This window comes from Paraburkholderia acidiphila (assembly GCF_009789655.1).
GTDB classification, from domain to species: domain Bacteria; phylum Pseudomonadota; class Gammaproteobacteria; order Burkholderiales; family Burkholderiaceae; genus Paraburkholderia; species Paraburkholderia acidiphila.
The window spans coordinates 700,541-716,403 of record NZ_CP046910.1; the positions used below are offsets into that span (position 1 = coordinate 700,541).

15 protein-coding genes are annotated in these 15,863 nt (G+C 65.6%); 8 read left to right on the top strand and 7 right to left on the bottom strand.

Features of this window, described 5'->3' with window-relative positions; all coding sequences use genetic code 11:
* Positions 1–18: 18 nt before the first annotated feature.
* From FAZ97_RS17760 to FAZ97_RS17775, 4 genes are all read right to left on the bottom strand, one after another.
* A complete protein-coding gene (locus FAZ97_RS17760) occupies positions 19–243 on the bottom strand; it encodes a hypothetical protein (RefSeq protein ID WP_158759764.1) in 225 nt (74 codons plus the stop codon).
* A 162-nt stretch (positions 244–405) separates the two neighbouring features.
* The gene (locus FAZ97_RS17765) at positions 406–771 is read right to left on the bottom strand and encodes a hypothetical protein (protein ID WP_028205078.1); all 366 of its coding nucleotides are present in this window, start codon (positions 769–771) and stop codon (positions 406–408) included.
* 277 nt (positions 772–1,048) lie between these two features.
* Positions 1,049–1,624 (bottom strand): ankyrin repeat domain-containing protein, encoded by a 576-nt coding sequence (locus tag FAZ97_RS17770; protein WP_158759765.1) that lies wholly within the window; start codon positions 1,622–1,624, stop codon positions 1,049–1,051.
* Positions 1,625–1,813: 189 nt separating this feature from the next.
* Positions 1,814–3,205, bottom strand: a complete 1,392-nt coding sequence (locus tag FAZ97_RS17775) for a short-chain fatty acid transporter (protein ID WP_158759766.1) — start codon at positions 3,203–3,205, stop codon at positions 1,814–1,816.
* A 499-nt stretch (positions 3,206–3,704) separates the two neighbouring features.
* Here FAZ97_RS17775 and FAZ97_RS17780 point away from each other — a divergent pair, with 499 nt between their 5' ends.
* Positions 3,705–4,361 (top strand): peroxiredoxin, encoded by a 657-nt coding sequence (locus FAZ97_RS17780; protein ID WP_158759767.1) that lies wholly within the window; start codon positions 3,705–3,707, stop codon positions 4,359–4,361.
* A gap of 113 nt (positions 4,362–4,474) precedes the next feature.
* On the opposite strand, the gene FAZ97_RS17785 is transcribed toward FAZ97_RS17780, so the two are convergent.
* Genes FAZ97_RS17785 through FAZ97_RS17795 form a run of 3 tightly spaced genes read right to left on the bottom strand, consistent with a single transcriptional unit; the run spans position 4,475 to position 7,220 of the window.
* Positions 4,475–5,338, bottom strand: a complete 864-nt coding sequence (locus FAZ97_RS17785) for an ABC transporter permease (protein ID WP_158759768.1) — start codon at positions 5,336–5,338, stop codon at positions 4,475–4,477.
* A 19-nt stretch (positions 5,339–5,357) separates the two neighbouring features.
* Positions 5,358–6,152: an ABC transporter ATP-binding protein gene (locus FAZ97_RS17790; RefSeq protein ID WP_069269299.1), complete on the bottom strand. Its 795-nt coding sequence runs from the start codon at positions 6,150–6,152 to the stop codon at positions 5,358–5,360.
* Between the two features lie 48 nt (positions 6,153–6,200).
* Positions 6,201–7,220 carry an ABC transporter substrate-binding protein gene (locus FAZ97_RS17795; protein WP_158759769.1) on the bottom strand — a complete coding sequence of 340 codons (1,020 nt, stop codon included), beginning with the start codon at positions 7,218–7,220 and terminating at the stop codon, positions 6,201–6,203.
* Positions 7,221–7,415: 195 nt separating this feature from the next.
* On the opposite strand from FAZ97_RS17795, the gene FAZ97_RS17800 reads away from it, so the two are divergent.
* From FAZ97_RS17800 to FAZ97_RS17830, 7 genes are all read left to right on the top strand, one after another.
* Positions 7,416–8,093 carry a response regulator gene (locus FAZ97_RS17800; RefSeq protein ID WP_158759770.1) on the top strand — a complete coding sequence of 226 codons (678 nt, stop codon included), beginning with the start codon at positions 7,416–7,418 and terminating at the stop codon, positions 8,091–8,093.
* On the top strand, positions 8,090–9,499 hold the full coding sequence (locus FAZ97_RS17805; protein WP_158759771.1) for a sensor histidine kinase: 1,410 nt from the start codon (positions 8,090–8,092) through the stop codon (positions 9,497–9,499). The genes FAZ97_RS17800 and FAZ97_RS17805 overlap by 4 nt, the downstream gene beginning before the upstream one ends.
* Before the next feature lie 159 nt (positions 9,500–9,658).
* A complete protein-coding gene (gene hutC / locus FAZ97_RS17810; protein WP_158759772.1) occupies positions 9,659–10,372 on the top strand; it encodes a histidine utilization repressor in 714 nt (237 codons plus the stop codon).
* 412 nt (positions 10,373–10,784) lie between these two features.
* Positions 10,785–12,473, top strand: a complete 1,689-nt coding sequence (gene hutU / locus FAZ97_RS17815; RefSeq protein WP_158759773.1) for a urocanate hydratase — start codon at positions 10,785–10,787, stop codon at positions 12,471–12,473.
* Positions 12,470–13,159, top strand: coding sequence for a HutD/Ves family protein (locus tag FAZ97_RS17820; RefSeq protein ID WP_158759774.1), 690 nt, complete (start codon positions 12,470–12,472; stop codon positions 13,157–13,159). The genes hutU and FAZ97_RS17820 overlap by 4 nt, the downstream gene beginning before the upstream one ends.
* On the top strand, positions 13,159–14,391 hold the full coding sequence (gene hutI / locus FAZ97_RS17825) for an imidazolonepropionase (RefSeq protein WP_158759775.1): 1,233 nt from the start codon (positions 13,159–13,161) through the stop codon (positions 14,389–14,391). The genes FAZ97_RS17820 and hutI overlap by 1 nt, the downstream gene beginning before the upstream one ends.
* A 15-nt stretch (positions 14,392–14,406) precedes the next feature.
* Positions 14,407–15,825 (top strand): formimidoylglutamate deiminase, encoded by a 1,419-nt coding sequence (locus FAZ97_RS17830; RefSeq protein WP_158759776.1) that lies wholly within the window; start codon positions 14,407–14,409, stop codon positions 15,823–15,825.
* Positions 15,826–15,863 lie beyond the last annotated feature (38 nt).

Genomic DNA, 15,863 nt, shown 5'->3' on the forward strand with positions numbered 1-15,863 from the left:
GCGGGCGCGCCGGTCGTGTCATGGACTTTCCGACATCAGCCAGTGCAGCGACTGCGGAGCAGGCTTGGAGGCTTTAGCGGTTTGCGCGCCTTTGGGCGCCGGTTTCGTGACTTTCTGCACCTGGATGGGCCGGGCGGCGTTGAGGGCGGTGGTATGGCCGGCGGTTTGCGCGAGCGCGACGGGGCCAGCCGACGCGAACACGAGGAGCGCGGCGGCGAACGTCAGGGCGTGGGGGCGAGTCATCTGAGTTCTCCCGCATGAACGAGCGGCAGGCGTTGGCTAAAAGGCCAGCGCTGCAAGCGGAAGTGTGTTCTGACGATAAGCACCACGCGTCCATCATTTGATGGAGAAACACGTGGCGTATGTGGCGAACCCCGCTTAACGGGACCGCAAACGGGACCGCATTCAGTCGGCGGGGCGGCGGTCGGCGAGCGCTCGCTCGCAGTCCTTGAGCACTTGCAGGACGAGCTTGGCCTGGTAGTTCAGGTCGTCGGTGTCGAGAATCTCTTCGACGGCGTCGCGCGCCCAGACCGCGTCGACGAACCACGCGTGCTGCTGCGCGATGTCCTGCGCCATGGCGGCGAGGCGCGCAATGGCGAGCCAGTCGGCCTCGCGCGCGTGACGGTCGAGCCACTTGTGCGCCGCCTGGACATGGAAGGCCGCGTTGGGCCAGGATTCGTTGAGGTAGTAAGCCCCGAGGCTCCCGCAGGTGAGCCAGCAGAGCAGCTCCACGCGATCGCGCGGACTCAGATGGTGGCGTACATCACTCATGGCGACGCTCGCGAAAGTAACAGAGTTCGATTGACGGGTGCGTGCAGACTTTTCGAATCCGATGACAAAACGATATCACGGCTCGTAAAAAATCGCCTGCCCCGCACTGACGCTGCACGCACGGGTGTTACATGAATAGCGTGGCCTGGCGGCGCGTTGTATGCAAACCAGGAGTGACACCAGGAAGGCGCCCGCCGTTATGCGCGTTGCAGCGTTTTGCGTGCCTGCTTCCTGGCAATTTATGGGGCGCTCGATTAGACCCCTTGAGTGACAAACGCTACGCGCGCCTGGCGCCGCCCTTCGCGGCGAGTTGGGCGGCCGTGTCCACGGCGCCCATGGCGTTCGCCACGTCGAGCGCCGTGTTGCCCGCGGCGTCGTGCGCCGCCGGGTTCGCGCCGCGCGCGAGCAGCAGGTCGACGATATCGGCGCGGTTGAACATGGCCGCGATCATCAGCGCCGTGCGCCCGTCGGGGGACGCGCCTTCCACGTCCGCACCGCTTTCCAGCAGCGCGCCGATCACGTCGACGTAGCCCTTGAAGGCCGCGCCCGCGATCGGCGTTTGCCCGTTGTCGTTGCGCAGGTTGGGATCGGCGCCGCGCTGCACGAGCGCGCGCACGGCGGCCGCGTGACCGTGATAGCTGGCAAGCATCACGAGGCTGTCGCCTTTTTCGTTGCGCAGGTTCGGCGGCAGGCCCTGGTCGATCAGCGTGGCGAGCGTGGCGGCTTCGCCGCGGCGCGCGGTGTCGAACACCTGACGCGCGAACTCGACAAAACGCGGATCGAGTTCGCCGCCGTCTTCGCCGGAACCGGATGACGAGGAAGAAGGCGGGGAAGGCGGCACGCTGGCGGTCATGGCAGTCTCCTGGTTCGGATCGCCTGGCGATTCGGCGCGGCATGCCGCCGTCGAGGCTTACGCATTGTCGCCGATCTTCGAGAGCCGCGAGGCGAGGGCGTCGTGCCTGCGCGCCATGAAAAAGGCGCTGCCGGAACCGCTAAACAGTGGCTGGGACAGCGCCTGCCCTCGTGCAGCAACCGCGAACGCTCAGGGCACGAGCCAGAGCGCGACAGCGTAGATCACGAGCGACACGGCGAACGTCACGGCGGTATAGCCCATCACGCGCTGAATGCGGATGCCCGCGATCGCGACGATCGGCACGGCCCAGAACGGCTGCAGCATGTTCGAGACGTTTTCGGCCATCGCCACGCCCATGGCGGTGCGCGGCACCGAGGCGTGCAGGCTCAGCGCGGCCGGCAGCACGAACGGGCCTTGCACGGCCCAGTGGCCGCCCGCGCTCGGCACGAGCAGCGTGATGATGAGCGAGCTCAGATAGCTCCAGAGCGGCAGCGAAAGCGGCGTGGCGATCGTGACGAACGCCTTGGCGATCATCGAGGCGAGGCCCGTGCCCTTCATCACGCCCATGATGCCGCCGTACACGGGGTACTGGAGCAGCATGGAGCCGGTCTGGCGCGCGGCGCGGCGAATGGCGTTCGCGTAGGCGATGGGCGTGCGCTGAAGCGCGAGGCCGATCAGCAGGAAGATCAGGATCGTCGTGTTGATGTCGAGATCGAAACCCTTTTCGCTCCATTCCATCGCGAGATAGCCCGCGCCGAGCGCGATCAAGAGCAGCGTGCCGAGCATCGACTGTTCGAGGCGCGAGGCGAACGAAGGCGTGCCGTTGCCGACGCGCGCGTGCGGATCGTCGCTGGCGCCGGCATCGCTCGCTTCGGCATCGGCTGCCTGGCTGAACGGCGCCACGTGCTCCGGCTTCGGATGCATGCGGATGAAGATGAACGTCATCACGACCACGACGAGCACAGTCGGGATGAAGACGAACGGCGCGAACACCGTCTCGCTGAGCGGAATCACATGGCCGGTGGCCTTTTCCACGAGATTGAGCGCGTTGCCATGCGAGGCCTGCGAAAGGGCGATCGAGCTGGAGAGCCCGCTATTGCAGATCGACCATGCGGAATAGCTGCCGGCCACGAGCCACGCGAAATCCACGTTCACACGTTTGGCAATCTCGCGCGAGAGCAGTGCGCCCACGATCAGCCCGAGACCCCAGTTCAACCAGGCCGCGATGGCGACGACCGGAAACACCAGCAGCGCGGCGCGCGCCGGCGTTTGCGCCTTGGCCGCGAGCGCGCGCAACACACGCTGGATCACAGGCGCCTCGGCAATGGCGTAGCCCGTGGCGAGGATCAGGATCATCTGCAGCGCGAAGCCGAGAATGCCGAACGTGCCTTCGTACCAGGAACTGAGCAGCGTGGGGAGGTTGCCGTGCGGCGCGATCAGCAGTGCGAGCACCGCGACGAAGAAGGTAAGACAGATGGACAGGACGAACGGGTCGGGCATGACCCGTTCGAAAACGTACACGAGGGCGGCGACGACACCCTGGCGGGAATCGCGCGGTTCAGTCTGAAGGTCTCTTTTCATGCTCTTTGCGCTAGGTAGCGGATGGCTACTGGCTGGCCGGAGCGGACTGGATCGGCGTGACTGCGGGTGGTCCCGGCACTGTGCGGCTGGCGAGCCAGGCGCGTGGTGGACGGGGAGGCAGGTGTGGCTCCTCCATCAGCGAGAGGCGATGCCGCCCCGGCGCAGCGGGTTCATATCACGCCTCGCACGCGCGGTTTTGCGCGGCAAGACGGCCAGCCCGTTCTTGTTATTGTGTGTTCGAAATACGAACACCATTTCGATTATCGAACGACGCATTATTCGCTTCATGCCAAGTGGATGTCAAGGCTGCAATTTGGTGCCGGTGCTGTGTTTTAGCGAGAAATACGGGTGAGATGCATTCAATTTGTAATGAAAATGAAATGGTAAAGAATTTGCATGGGCGTCACGCGAACTACCTAAAATGCAGAAGCGGGAAGCACTTTTCGCGCGCACGCAGACCCCTCTCGAGCTGTAAATCACTGCATTCAGGAGACTGAAGATGACGATTCGAATTGGAGAAGAGGCACCCGATTTCACCGCGGAGACCACCGAAGGCAAGATCAACTTCCACGAATGGATTGGCGACCACTGGGCCATTCTGTTTTCGCACCCGAAAGACTTCACGCCCGTATGCACGACGGAACTAGGCTATATGGCGAAGCTCAAGCCTGAGTTCGACAAGCGCAACACGAAGATCATCGGCCTGAGCATTGACCCGGTGGATGATCATGCGAGGTGGGCGAAGGACATCGAGGAAACGCAGGGTAGCGCCGTCAACTATCCGATGATTGGAGACAAGGACCTGAACGTTGCCAAGCTCTACGACATGATTCACCCGAACGCGAGCGGCGCAAGCCCGCGAACGGCGGCCGACAACGCCACGATACGCGCGGTGTTCCTCATTGGGCCGGACAAGAAGGTGAAGGCAATGTTCGTCTACCCGATGAGTTCGGGCCGTAACTTCGACGAGGTGCTGCGCCTGCTCGATTCGCTGCAGCTCACCGCGAAGCACACGGTGGCGACACCGGTGAACTGGAAGCCGGGCGACGACGTCATCATCCCGACTTCGGTTTCCGACGACGCGGCGAAGCAGAAGTATCCGCAGGGTTTCAAGACGCTCAAGCCGTATCTGCGCACGGTCGAGCAGCCGAAGTAATCGGGGTTCCATTCAGGCTTCAATAAAAAAACGCGGCGCACGCGGAGTGCGCCGCGGACCACGGGCCAGCAAGGCTTGCGCCTCACGCGGCCCGGACAGGGGAACCGGCAGAATCAGTTCGAAGGCGTAGGGCGCCACTTGAGCAAACGATGCTCGAGCGCGGTGAGCAGATAGTCGGCGGCGAGCGCGACCACGGCAAGCACGATCATCGCGGCGAACACGCCGCTCGCGTTGAACGCGCCCTGCGCCGTCGAAATCAGCAAACCAATGCCTTGCTTCGATCCCAGGAATTCGCCGACCACGGCGCCCACCAGCGCGAAGCCGAAGCTCACGTGCAGGCTTGCGAGAATCCACGAAAGCGCCGAGGGAATCACGACCGAGGTCGTCACCTGGCGGCGCGACGCGCCGAGAATCTGCGCATTGGCGATCATGTAGCGGTCGGCTTCGCGCACGCCCTGGAACGCATTGGCGAACACCACGAAGAACACCATGACCACGGCAAGCGCCACCTTCGACGCCATGCCGAGCCCCAGCGCGATCACGAACACCGAACCGAGCACCACGCGCGGAATCGAGTTGGCGATCTTGATGTAGAGGCTGAACACGTCGGAGAGCAGCTTGTTGCGGCCGAGCACGATGCCGCAGAACACGCCGGCCACCGAGCCGATGATGAAGCCGAGCCCCGTTTCTTCCAGCGTGACCCAGACCTGCGTGAGCAGCGGCCCTTGCGAGGTCCCGTTCACGAACCAGTCGATGATCTGGTCGAAGATGGCCGTGGGCATCGAGAAGAAGAACGGATCGATCCATTTCAGGCGCGCGGCGAGCTCCCAGCCGCCGAGCACGACGACGAGCACGAGAATGCGCAGCGAAATGACGAGTGCCTGGCGCTGACGAATGCGCTTTTGCGCGGCGCGTTCGACGGCGTCGAGCGAGGCGGTATCGAGGCCTTGCGGCAGGGTTTGTTGCGGGGTGGACATATCTGGACGGCTCCGGGGTTTAGGCGATCTGCACTTCTTCGCGCAGGTCGTGCCAGATCTGGCGCGACAGTTCGACAAAGTGCGGCGCGTAGCGGATTTCGGACGTCACGCGCGGACGCGGGAGATCGATCTCGTAGACCTTCTTGAGCGTGGCCGGGCGCGCGGTGAGCACGAACACGCGGTCGGCCAGGGCAATGGCTTCTTCCAGGTCGTGCGTGACGAACACCACCGACCCGGTGCCGCCCCACAGCTGCAGCAGCTCGTCTTGCATGAGCGTGCGCGTTTGCATGTCGAGCGCCGAGAACGGCTCGTCCATCAGCAGGATTTCGGGCTTGTTGATGAAGGTCTGCGCGAGCGCCACGCGCTTTCTCATGCCGCCCGAAAGCTGATGCGGATAGTGCTTGCCGAAGTTCGCGAGGCCCACGCGGCGCAGCCATTCGTTGGCTTCGTCGTAGGCCGCCGACTTCGAGCGGCCGCGATACAGCGGGCCGGCCGCCACGTTGTCGAGCACCGAGCGCCACGGGAACACGGCGTCGGCCTGGAACACGAAGCCGATGCGCGGATCGATGCCGTTCACGGGGGCGCCCATCACGCGCACTTCGCCCGTGGTGGGTTTGAGCAGGCCCGTGATCATGCTGAGCGTGGTGGACTTGCCGCAGCCCGTGGGCCCGACAATCGCGACGAACTCGCCGCGCGCGACCGACATGCTGAAGTCGCGCAGGGCGACGGTCGCCTTGCCGTCCGGTGAAATGAAGCGGCACGACACGTTGCGCAGCTCGATGGCCGGCGTGCCTTGGGAATGGGAGGAAGTCATGGTCTCTGTGGGCAGAACGTGGGGCCGGGGTTTAGCCGATCAGGCGGCTTATTTCGACGCCGTGGCGGTCGTCGCCGGCAGGTAGTCGTTCGAGTAAGTCTTCGCGAGGTCGATGTGCTTGCCCTTCACCGAAGGGTTGAACGCCGAAAGCACCTTGAGCACCGTATCCGGGCCGTCCGCGGGCATGCGGCCGTCCTTGGTGAACATCGGCAGCGAGGACTTCAGCGCGGACACATAGAGGTCCTTATTGTTGCCGTAATAGTCCTTCGGCATCTTCGCGGCGATTTCGTCGGCGCTGTGCGTGGCGATGAAGTTGAGCGTGCGCGAGAAGGCGTGTGCGAGCTTCGTCGCGTCGTCCTTGTGCGACTGCGCCCAGGCGCGCTGCACGTAGAAGCTCGAAGCGGGGTAGGTGCCGCCGAGCGCGGCGCGCGTGCCTTCGAGCGTGCGCATGTCGACGAGCACCTTGGCGTCGCCGGTTTGCAGCAGACGCGAAACGGTAGGCTCCGTGGTCATGCCCGCGTCGATACGGTTCTGCTTGATCGCCGCGATAAAGGTGTTGTCCGCGCCCACCGGCAGCAGCGTGTACTGATTGGCGGGCACGCCCGAGCGCTGCGCGAGGTACTGCGTGAGGAAGCTCGTCGATGAGCCGAGGCCCGTCACGCCGAGCGTTTTACCCTTCACGTCGGCCATGCTCTTGAGCGTGCCAGCCGCGCCGTTCGAGACCATTTCCACTTCGCCCGGCACCTGGCCGAACACCACGAGCGTTTGCACTTCCTTGCCCTTGCTCTGCAGGTCGATGGTGTGATCGTAGAAGCCCACCACGCCTTGCACCGCGCCCGCGAGCAGTTCGTTCTCCGCATCGACGCCGGCCGGCTGCGACTGCAACTCGACGTCGAGGCCTTCGTCCTTGAAGTAGCCGAGCTGTTCGGTCAGCTTGGCGGGGAGATAGATGATCTTGGTTGCGCCGCCAACCATGATCGTGATCTTTTCCGCGTGGGCAGCCGTGGAGCCGGCAGCAAGGGCGAACGCGACACTCGATACGGCGGCGATCTGGCGCAAGGTAGGCATCGTGGAGTCTCCTGAAGGAAGTGCGCCGTGCATGCGGGCGCTTTTTGATGGATGGAGCCGATTATAAAAACTGTAAGCCTTCTGCCAGCCTTCTAGCGCCGTGCAAAATCGTCCGTGTTAACCCGCAGGGCGGCGACGCGCCGGCAACGGCACAATCGATTCCCCCGCAACCCTCGCCTCTCGCACGCGCCGCCCATGAAGTTGCTGCTGATCGAAGACAATCCCACGCTTGCGCACTGGCTCGTCAAGACGCTGGAGGAGCAGGCGTTCGCCTTCGACGCCGTGCAGGACGGCGAAGCCGCCGATCAGTTGCTGCAGTCCAATCGCTACGACGTCGTGCTGCTCGACCTCAATTTGCCGAAGCTCTCGGGCAAGAACGTGCTGCGGCGGCTGCGCCAGCGCGGCGACGCGACGCCCGTGATGGTGCTCACGGCGAGCGGCTCGATCGACGAAAAGGTAGAGCTGCTCGGCGCGGGCGCCGACGACTATCTCGTCAAGCCCTTCGAGGTGCGCGAACTGGTGGCGCGCATCAAGGTGCTGATTCGCCGGCAAACGCCCGCGCGCGCGAATGAAATCGGCTGCGGGGACCTCGTGTTCGACCTCAATACGCGCCAGTTCACGCTGAAGGGCGCACCGCTGAACGTCACGCCGCGCGAGCGCACGGTGCTCGAAACACTGGCGCTGCGCCTCGGGCAGACCGTGTCGAAGTCCGCGCTCGTCGATGCGATCTTCACGCTCGCCGACGAACCCAGCGAGGACGCCATCGAAATCTACGTCTCGCGGCTGCGCAAGAAGCTCGAAGGCAGCTCGGCCGTGATCGTGACGCTGCGGGGTCTTGGTTATTTGCTGCGCAGGAAGGATGAAACCCTATGACGGGTAGCCTGCGTATTCGCCTGTTGTGGTGGATGCTCGTGCCGCTCGCGCTGTACGTGAGCTTCACGGCGACTTCCGAGTATCGCGCCGCGCGCCATACCGCCGATCTCGTGCAAGACGGCCGGCTGCTTTCTTCCGCGCGCATGATCGCCGGTTCCGTGCAATGGGCCGATGGCGCGTTGCGCGCCGACGTGCCGCCCGCCGCGCTCGAACTCTTCGCCTCGCCGCAGCAGGATCAGGTGTTCTACAACGTGCGCGTGGAGGGCGGTTCGCTGCTCGCGGGCATGCCCGATTTTCCGCACGCGGCCTCGCCGCCCGCCGTCGATTCCCCCGTGTCGTACGACGCCGAGCTGCGCGGCCAGGCCGTGCGTGCCGTGAGCGTGGTGCGCTCCATGTACGACAACGGCCGCATCTGGCGCGTGCGCGTGTCGGTTGGCAAGACCGAGCGCTCGCGCGACGCGATGGTGGAGGCGTTGTGGCGTCCCCAGCTTTATCGCCAGATCGGCATGGTCATGCTGGCGGTGGCGTTGGCCTGCATCGGCCTCACGATCGAGCTGCGTCCGCTCATGAAGCTCAAGAACGACGTAGCCGATCGCGATCCTTCGCACCTCGAACCGATCCGCGCCGAAGGGCTGCACGTCGAACTGCGGCCCGTTGTGGACGCAATCAATCAATGCATTGCGCGCCTCTCGGCGCAGACGGCGGCGCAGCGCCGTTTCATTGCCGACGCCGCGCATCAGTTGCGTACGCCGCTCACGCTGCTGGGCACGCAATTGCAATACGCGCGTCAGCAAAAGGCCGTCGATCCCGCGCTCGATGAAGTGCTGGCGGCCATGCACGTGAGCAATCGCTCGATGGTCGCGCTCACGAACCAGTTGCTGCTGCTCGCGCAGGCCGAAGCGCTGGACCCCGCGCAGTTGCCGGCCGCGCCCGTCGACATGGCGCAGCTCGCGCGCGAGGTGGTGGAGGCGCTCGCGCTGCTCGCGCAGACGCGCGGCATCGACCTCGGCGCGGAGCTGCCGGGCGGGGCGGGCGAGGCGGTCGTGCAGGGCCATCGAGAGCTGTTGCGCGCCATGGTCAGCAATCTCGTGGACAACGCGCTGCGCTACACGCCGGCGGGCGGGCACGTGACGGTGTCGGTCCGTGCCGGTGGCGAGACGGTCTCGCTCGACGTGCTCGACGATGGCCAGGGCATTCCCGCGGAAGCCCGTGCGCGCGTGTTCGAGCCTTTTTTCCGGGCCGCTGTACAGACGGAGGGCACAGGCCTCGGACTTGCGATCGTGCGCGAGATTGCGCAGTCGCATCGCGGTGCGGTGAGCTTGAGTCCCGGGGCGGACGGGCGCGGCGTGCGCGCCAGCGTGGTGCTCGCGCGCTGGCAGCCGGCGCTGGCGGCGGTGCCCGCATAGCAGGCGGCGCGGCGTATCTCGGCCAGGTCGTGCAGCCTCGCAGCCCGCACGCGGCCGTGCTTTAAGGGGCGGTACAATGTGGCCGCCCGAAGCCGCTGCGCCGCGTCGCGCCGCGCAGGTTCGCTCTGGCAACCACCCGTTCATTCGAAGATCGAGACCATGCAAAAGAAGACGGTCGGCAGTGCCCCGTTGCCCGCCTATGAGCAGATCAAGCGCCATGTGCTCGCGCAGATCGAAAGCGGCGCCTTGCGGCCCGGCGACGTGGTGCCTTCCGAAACGGAACTGGTGAAAGAGTTCGGTGTGGCGCGCATGACGGTGTCGCGCGCGCTGCGCGAGCTGATGGCCGAAGGGGTGCTCAATCGCGTGCGCGGCTCGGGTACTTACGTGGCGCCGCGCCAGTACGAATCGACCGTGCTGCAGATCCGCAATATCGCCGACGAAATCGCGGCGCGCGGTCATCGGCATGCGGCGCGCGTGCTGGGGCTCGAAGCGAGCGACGATCCGAACGCGATCGCCGCGCTCGAACTCGGCGCCGGGCCGGTGTTCCACTCGCGCATCGTGCACAGCGAGGAGGGCGAGCCGATCCAGTACGAAGACCGCTACGTGAACCCCGAGGTGTTTCCCGACTACCTCGCCCAGGACTTCACCGTCGAAACGCCGAATCACTACATGGTGCGCCTCGCGCCGATCCAGCGCGCCGAATTCCGCATCTACGCGCAGAAGCCCGACGCGCGCGTGCGGCAGTATCTGGAGATGGAAATCGGCGAGCCTTGCCTGCTGTTGCTGCGGCGCACGTGGGTAGGGCGGCATGTGGCGACCTCCGTGCGCCTGTGGCATCCGGCTTCGCGGTTTCATCTGGCGGGTACGGTTTGAGGCGGTAGCCGCTGTTCGTTCCCCGTATTGCATAGCCTGCCGTTCGCCCTGCGTTAGAGGGCGCTTTGCCGCTTGAGGCGTAGCCAGCCCTCCCAAATCCGTTTTTCCTCGAACCCTCCTTCTGGTCCGTGCGGGGCCGCCCGGCCGCGCCGATACGCCTTGCGCCACCGCCAGGCGTTTGCTGTCGTCTTGTCTAGGCAACACGCCTCGCGATCCACTTACCGATTGGTTGCGCCAAATCCGGATATTCGCGCAAATACGCCAGGGTAACTACTAACCCGTGTTTGATCGAAACGAGTTGTATATACAACTTGGCGGCGTTAGACTTAGTCCACGTTGCAGCGCTCATTCCCCCTGCGCGGGCGCGGCCCTTCAGCTTGCTATCCAGACTCGACGGACTCGAAAAAACGCCATGAACCACCCGAACTTCACCGATCCCCGCCTCGACCCGACCCGCACGATCCGCGCGCCGCGCGGCAGCGAGAAGGTTTGCAAGACCTGGCTGGCGGAAGCCGCCTACCGGATGATCCAGAATAATCTGGACCCCGAAGTCGCCGAGCATCCGCACGCGCTCGTGGTGTACGGCGGCATTGGCCGCGCCGCGCGCAACTGGGCGTGCTTCGACCAGATCCTCGCCTCGCTCAAGGACCTGAACGAAGACGAAACGCTGCTGATCCAGTCGGGCAAGCCCGTGGGCGTGTTCCGTACGCATGCGGATGCACCGCGCGTGCTGCTCGCGAACTCGAACCTCGTGCCGCACTGGGCCACGTGGGAGCATTTCCACGAACTGGACCGCAAGGGCCTCATGATGTACGGCCAGATGACGGCGGGCAGCTGGATCTATATCGGCTCGCAGGGCATCGTGCAGGGCACGTACGAGACGTTCTATTCGGTCGCGAACCAGCACTTCAACGGCAACCCGAAGGGCCGCTGGATTCTCACGGGCGGTCTTGGCGGCATGGGCGGCGCACAGCCGCTCGCGGCGACGATGGCGGGCTTCTCGATGATCGCGGTGGAGTGCGACGAGACGCGCATCGACTTCCGCCTGAAGACGCGCTACGTGGACCGCAAGGCGAAGACCATCGACGAGGCGCTCGCCATCGTCGAGGAAGCGAAGCAAACGGGCAAGCCGGTTTCGGTGGGCCTGCTCGGCAATGCCGCCGACGTGTTCGCCGAGTTCGTGAAGCGCGGCATCACGCCGGACTGCGTGACGGACCAGACGAGCGCGCACGACCCGATCAACGGCTATCTGCCGCAGGACTGGACGGTGGCGCAGTGGCGCGAAGCGCAGAAGGTTGCGCCCGAAACGATCGTGAAGGTCGCGAAGGAATCGATGGCGAACCAGGTGCGCGCGATGCTCACGCTGCAGGAACGCGGCGCGGCCACGCTCGACTACGGCAACAACATCCGCCAGATGGCACTGGAAATGGGCGTGGAAAACGCGTTTGACTTCCCGGGCTTCGTGCCGGCGTATATCCGTCCGCTGTTCTGCGAGGGCAAGGGGCCGTTCCGCTGGGTGGCGCTCTCGGGCGATCCTGAGGACATCTACAAGACCGACGCCAAGGTCAAGGAGCTGATTCCCGACGATCCGCATCTGCACAACTGGCTCGACATGGCGCGTGAGCGCATCGCGTTCCAGGGCCTGCCGGCGCGTATCTGCTGGGTAGGCGTGAAGGATCGTTATCGTCTGGGCCAGGCGTTCAACGAAATGGTCAAGAACGGCGAACTGAAGGCGCCGATCGTGATCGGCCGCGACCACCTCGATACCGGCTCGGTCGCAAGCCCGAACCGCGAAACGGAATCGATGAAGGACGGCTCGGACGCGGTGAGCGACTGGCCGCTGCTCAACGCGCTGCTGAACACGGCGGGCGGTGCGTCGTGGGTCTCGCTGCACCACGGCGGCGGCGTGGGCATGGGCTTCTCGCAGCACTCGGGCGTGGTGATCGTGGCGGACGGCACGCAGGCGGCGCACGAGCGTCTGGGCCGCGTGCTGCACAACGACCCGGCCACGGGCGTGATGCGCCACGCGGATGCCGGCTACGAACTCGCGCAGCAGACCGCGCGCGAGGCCGGCCTCAAGCTGCCGATGCTTGGCCGATGAGCGGCGCAAAAGTGGTAGGCGGTGCTGTGCAGGCAGCGAGGCTCACGCTGCTGCGTGGCGCGGCGCTCGTGGCGTCGCCGTGGAAGAACGGCGGTGGCGTTACGCGCGAAATCGCCGTGGCGCATGGGGTCTCGCACGCTGGCGCGTCGCTCGACACGTTCGCGTGGCGCGTGAGCGTGGCCGATGTCGCGCAGGCGGGGCCGTTCTCGCGTTTCGACGGCGTCGATCGTACGCTGGTGCTGCTCGAAGGGGCGGGCATGCTGCTCGACGAAGCGGGCCGCACGCATGCGCTCACGCAACCCCTCGACGTCGCGCGATTCGCGGGGGAAGCCGAGATCGACGCGCGCCTCGTGAACGGCGCCACACGCGACTTCAACCTGATGGTGCGCCGCGGTGCGGCACGCGGCACGCTCGAAGTGTGGCGCGAAAGCGGCCGGCGCAGCCTGCATGCGCAAACGGTATTGCTGTACTGCGCGCAAGGCGGGCAGGACGTGCGCGTGGATGCTGAGCGCCACGTGCGCCTCGAAGCGGGCGACACGCTGCGCATCGATACGCACGACGCGCAATCGCCCTTGCACATCGAAACGCGCGGCGCGGGCGCTTTGCTCGCCGTAGCGCTGGATGTGCTGGACGCGCCACAGCAAGACACTACGGAAACGGCATCGCGCGATGCTGTGCACACCTGATGAAACGCACCCTCTGGCAAAACCTCAAACTGTGCCCGCATGGCGACCCGGGTCACACCGTCGAGCACGCGGCGATTGCCGTGGAAGACGGCAAGATCGCGTGGCTCGGCGCCGCCGCCGAGTTGCCCGCGCAGTTCGCCGAGTGGCCGCGCGAGGACCTGGGCGGCGCCTGGGTCACGCCCGGTCTCGTGGATTGCCACACGCACCTCGTTTACGGCGGTCAGCGCGCCGATGAATTCGCGCAGCGTCTCGCAGGCGTGAGCTACGAAGAAATCGCGCGCCAGGGTGGCGGCATCGTCTCGACAGTGCGCGCCACGCGCGCAGCCGATGAAGCCACGCTGTTCGCGCAGTCGGCAGCGCGCCTCGAAGCGTTGCTCGCCGAAGGCGTGACGGCCGTCGAAATCAAGTCGGGCTATGGCCTCGATCTGGCGAGCGAACGCAAGATGCTGCGCGTCGCGCGTCAGCTTGGCGAACGCTATCCGGTCACGGTGCGCACGACGTTCCTCGGCGCGCATGCGTTGCCGCCCGAGTTCGCGGGCCGCGCCGACGACTATATCGACGAAGTGTGCGAGCGCATGCTCCCCGCACTCGCCGATGAAGGGCTCGTGGACGCCGTCGACGTGTTCTGCGAACGCATCGGCTTCTCGCTCGCGCAGAGCGAGCGCGTGTTCGAAGCGGCCGCGCGGCGCAAGCTCGCGGTCAAGATGCACGCCGAGCAGCTTTCCAATAGCGGCGGCGCGGCGCTCGCCGCACGTCACGGCGCGTTGTCGGCCGATCATCTGGAGTTTCTCGACGAAGCGGGCGTTGCCGCCATGAAAGAAGCGGGCACGGTGGCGGTGCTGCTGCCGGGCGCGTACTACTTCATCCGCGAAACGCAACTCCCGCCGCTCGATTTGCTGCGGCGCTACGAGGTGCCGATCGCCATTTCCACCGACAGCAATCCCGGCACGTCGCCCACGACCTCGCTGCTGCTCATGATGAACATGGCGACCACGCTGTTCCGCATGACCGTGCCCGAAGTGTTGCAGGGCGTGACGCGGCACGCCGCGCAGGCATTCGGCGACGCCGGGCGTCATGGCACGCTCGCGGTTGGCCGTCCCGCGGACTTCGCCGTGTGGACGGTGCAGTCGCTTGCCGAACTGGCCTACTGGATCGGGCGTCCGCTCTGCGCACGGGTGGTGCGCGGCGGCGAGACCGTCTTTGAGCGTCGCGCATTCGAGCGTCGCGTTTGAGCGCTATTTTCACGCATGAATCACACCATCGAAACGAATCCGACTTCACGCGCGCTCTTCGCCGGGCACGCGTATTTGCCCGACGGCTGGCGCCGCAACGTGCTGCTCGAATGGGACGCGGCGGGCACGCTGCGCAGCGTGACGCCTGATCTCGCGCAGGCGCCTCAGGGCGTCGCTCGTGCGGCAGGTCCGATTACGCCTGGCATGCCTAATCTTCATTCGCATGCGTTTCAGCGCGCCATGGCGGGTCTGACCGAATATCGCGCGAATCCCACCGACAGCTTCTGGAGCTGGCGCGATCTGATGTACCGCTTCGCCGCGCGCATCACGCCCGACGATCTCGGCGCGATCGCGCGCTGGCTCTATGTCGAGATGCTGAAGGCGGGTTACACGTCCGTTTGCGAGTTCCACTACGTGCATCACGGCAAGGATGGCCAGCGCTATGCGAGCCCCGCCGAACTGGCGCAACGCGTGGTGGACGCGGCGGACGTGAGCGGCATCGGCATGACGATGCTGCCCGTGCTCTATCAGTACAGCGGCTTCGGCGCGCAGGCGCCGCGCGACGATCAGCGCCGTTTCATCAACACGCCGGAACAATTGCTTGGCATCGTCGAGTCGCTGCGCGAATGGCGTCCCGAGCATGGCGCATTGCGCTACGGCGTCGCGCCGCACTCGCTGCGCGCCGTTTCGCACGATTCGTTGCGTACGCTACTGGAAGGTCTCGACCGCACGCTTCCGGGCGCGCCGGTGCATATTCACATTGCCGAGCAAACGGCCGAAGTCGAGGCATGCCTCGCGACCGAGGGTGCGAGGCCGGTGCAATGGCTGCTCGACCGTTTCGACGTGAGCGCGCGTTGGTGCCTTGTTCACGCTACCCATGTCGATGCGCGCGAGACCGCCGCGCTTGCGCGAAGCGGCGCGATTGCGGGCCTGTGCCTCACGACCGAAGCGAATCTCGGTGACGGCATTTTCCCCGCGCGCGAGTATCTCGATGCGGGCGGCGCGTTCGGTGTGGGCTCGGACAGCCATATCGGCGTGGACTGGCGCGCAGAGCTTCGCTTGCTCGAATACGGTCAGCGGCTCGCGCGGCGCGAGCGCAACGTGCTGGCCGCGCCGCATCAAGCGCAAGTGGCGGACCGGCTCTTCGATGGCGCGCTCGCAGGCGGCGCGCAGGCGACCGGGCGCAAGGTCGGTGCATTGAAGGAAGGCGCGCGCGCCGACTGGATCGTGCTCGACGCCGAGCATCCGAATCTGGCTGGGCAAAAGCCGCTCACGTGGCTTTCGTCGGTCGTCTTTTGCGAGCATGGCGAAACGCCGGTGCTCGACGTCTACACGGGCGGCGTGAAGGTCGTGGAGGCGCGCCGCCATCGCGATGAAGCGCGCCTTTACGCAGACTATCGCGCGGCGCTCGCCAGACTGCTGGCCGAGGATTAAACGCAGACCCGAAAGCACACGCCATTCACGAGACTACT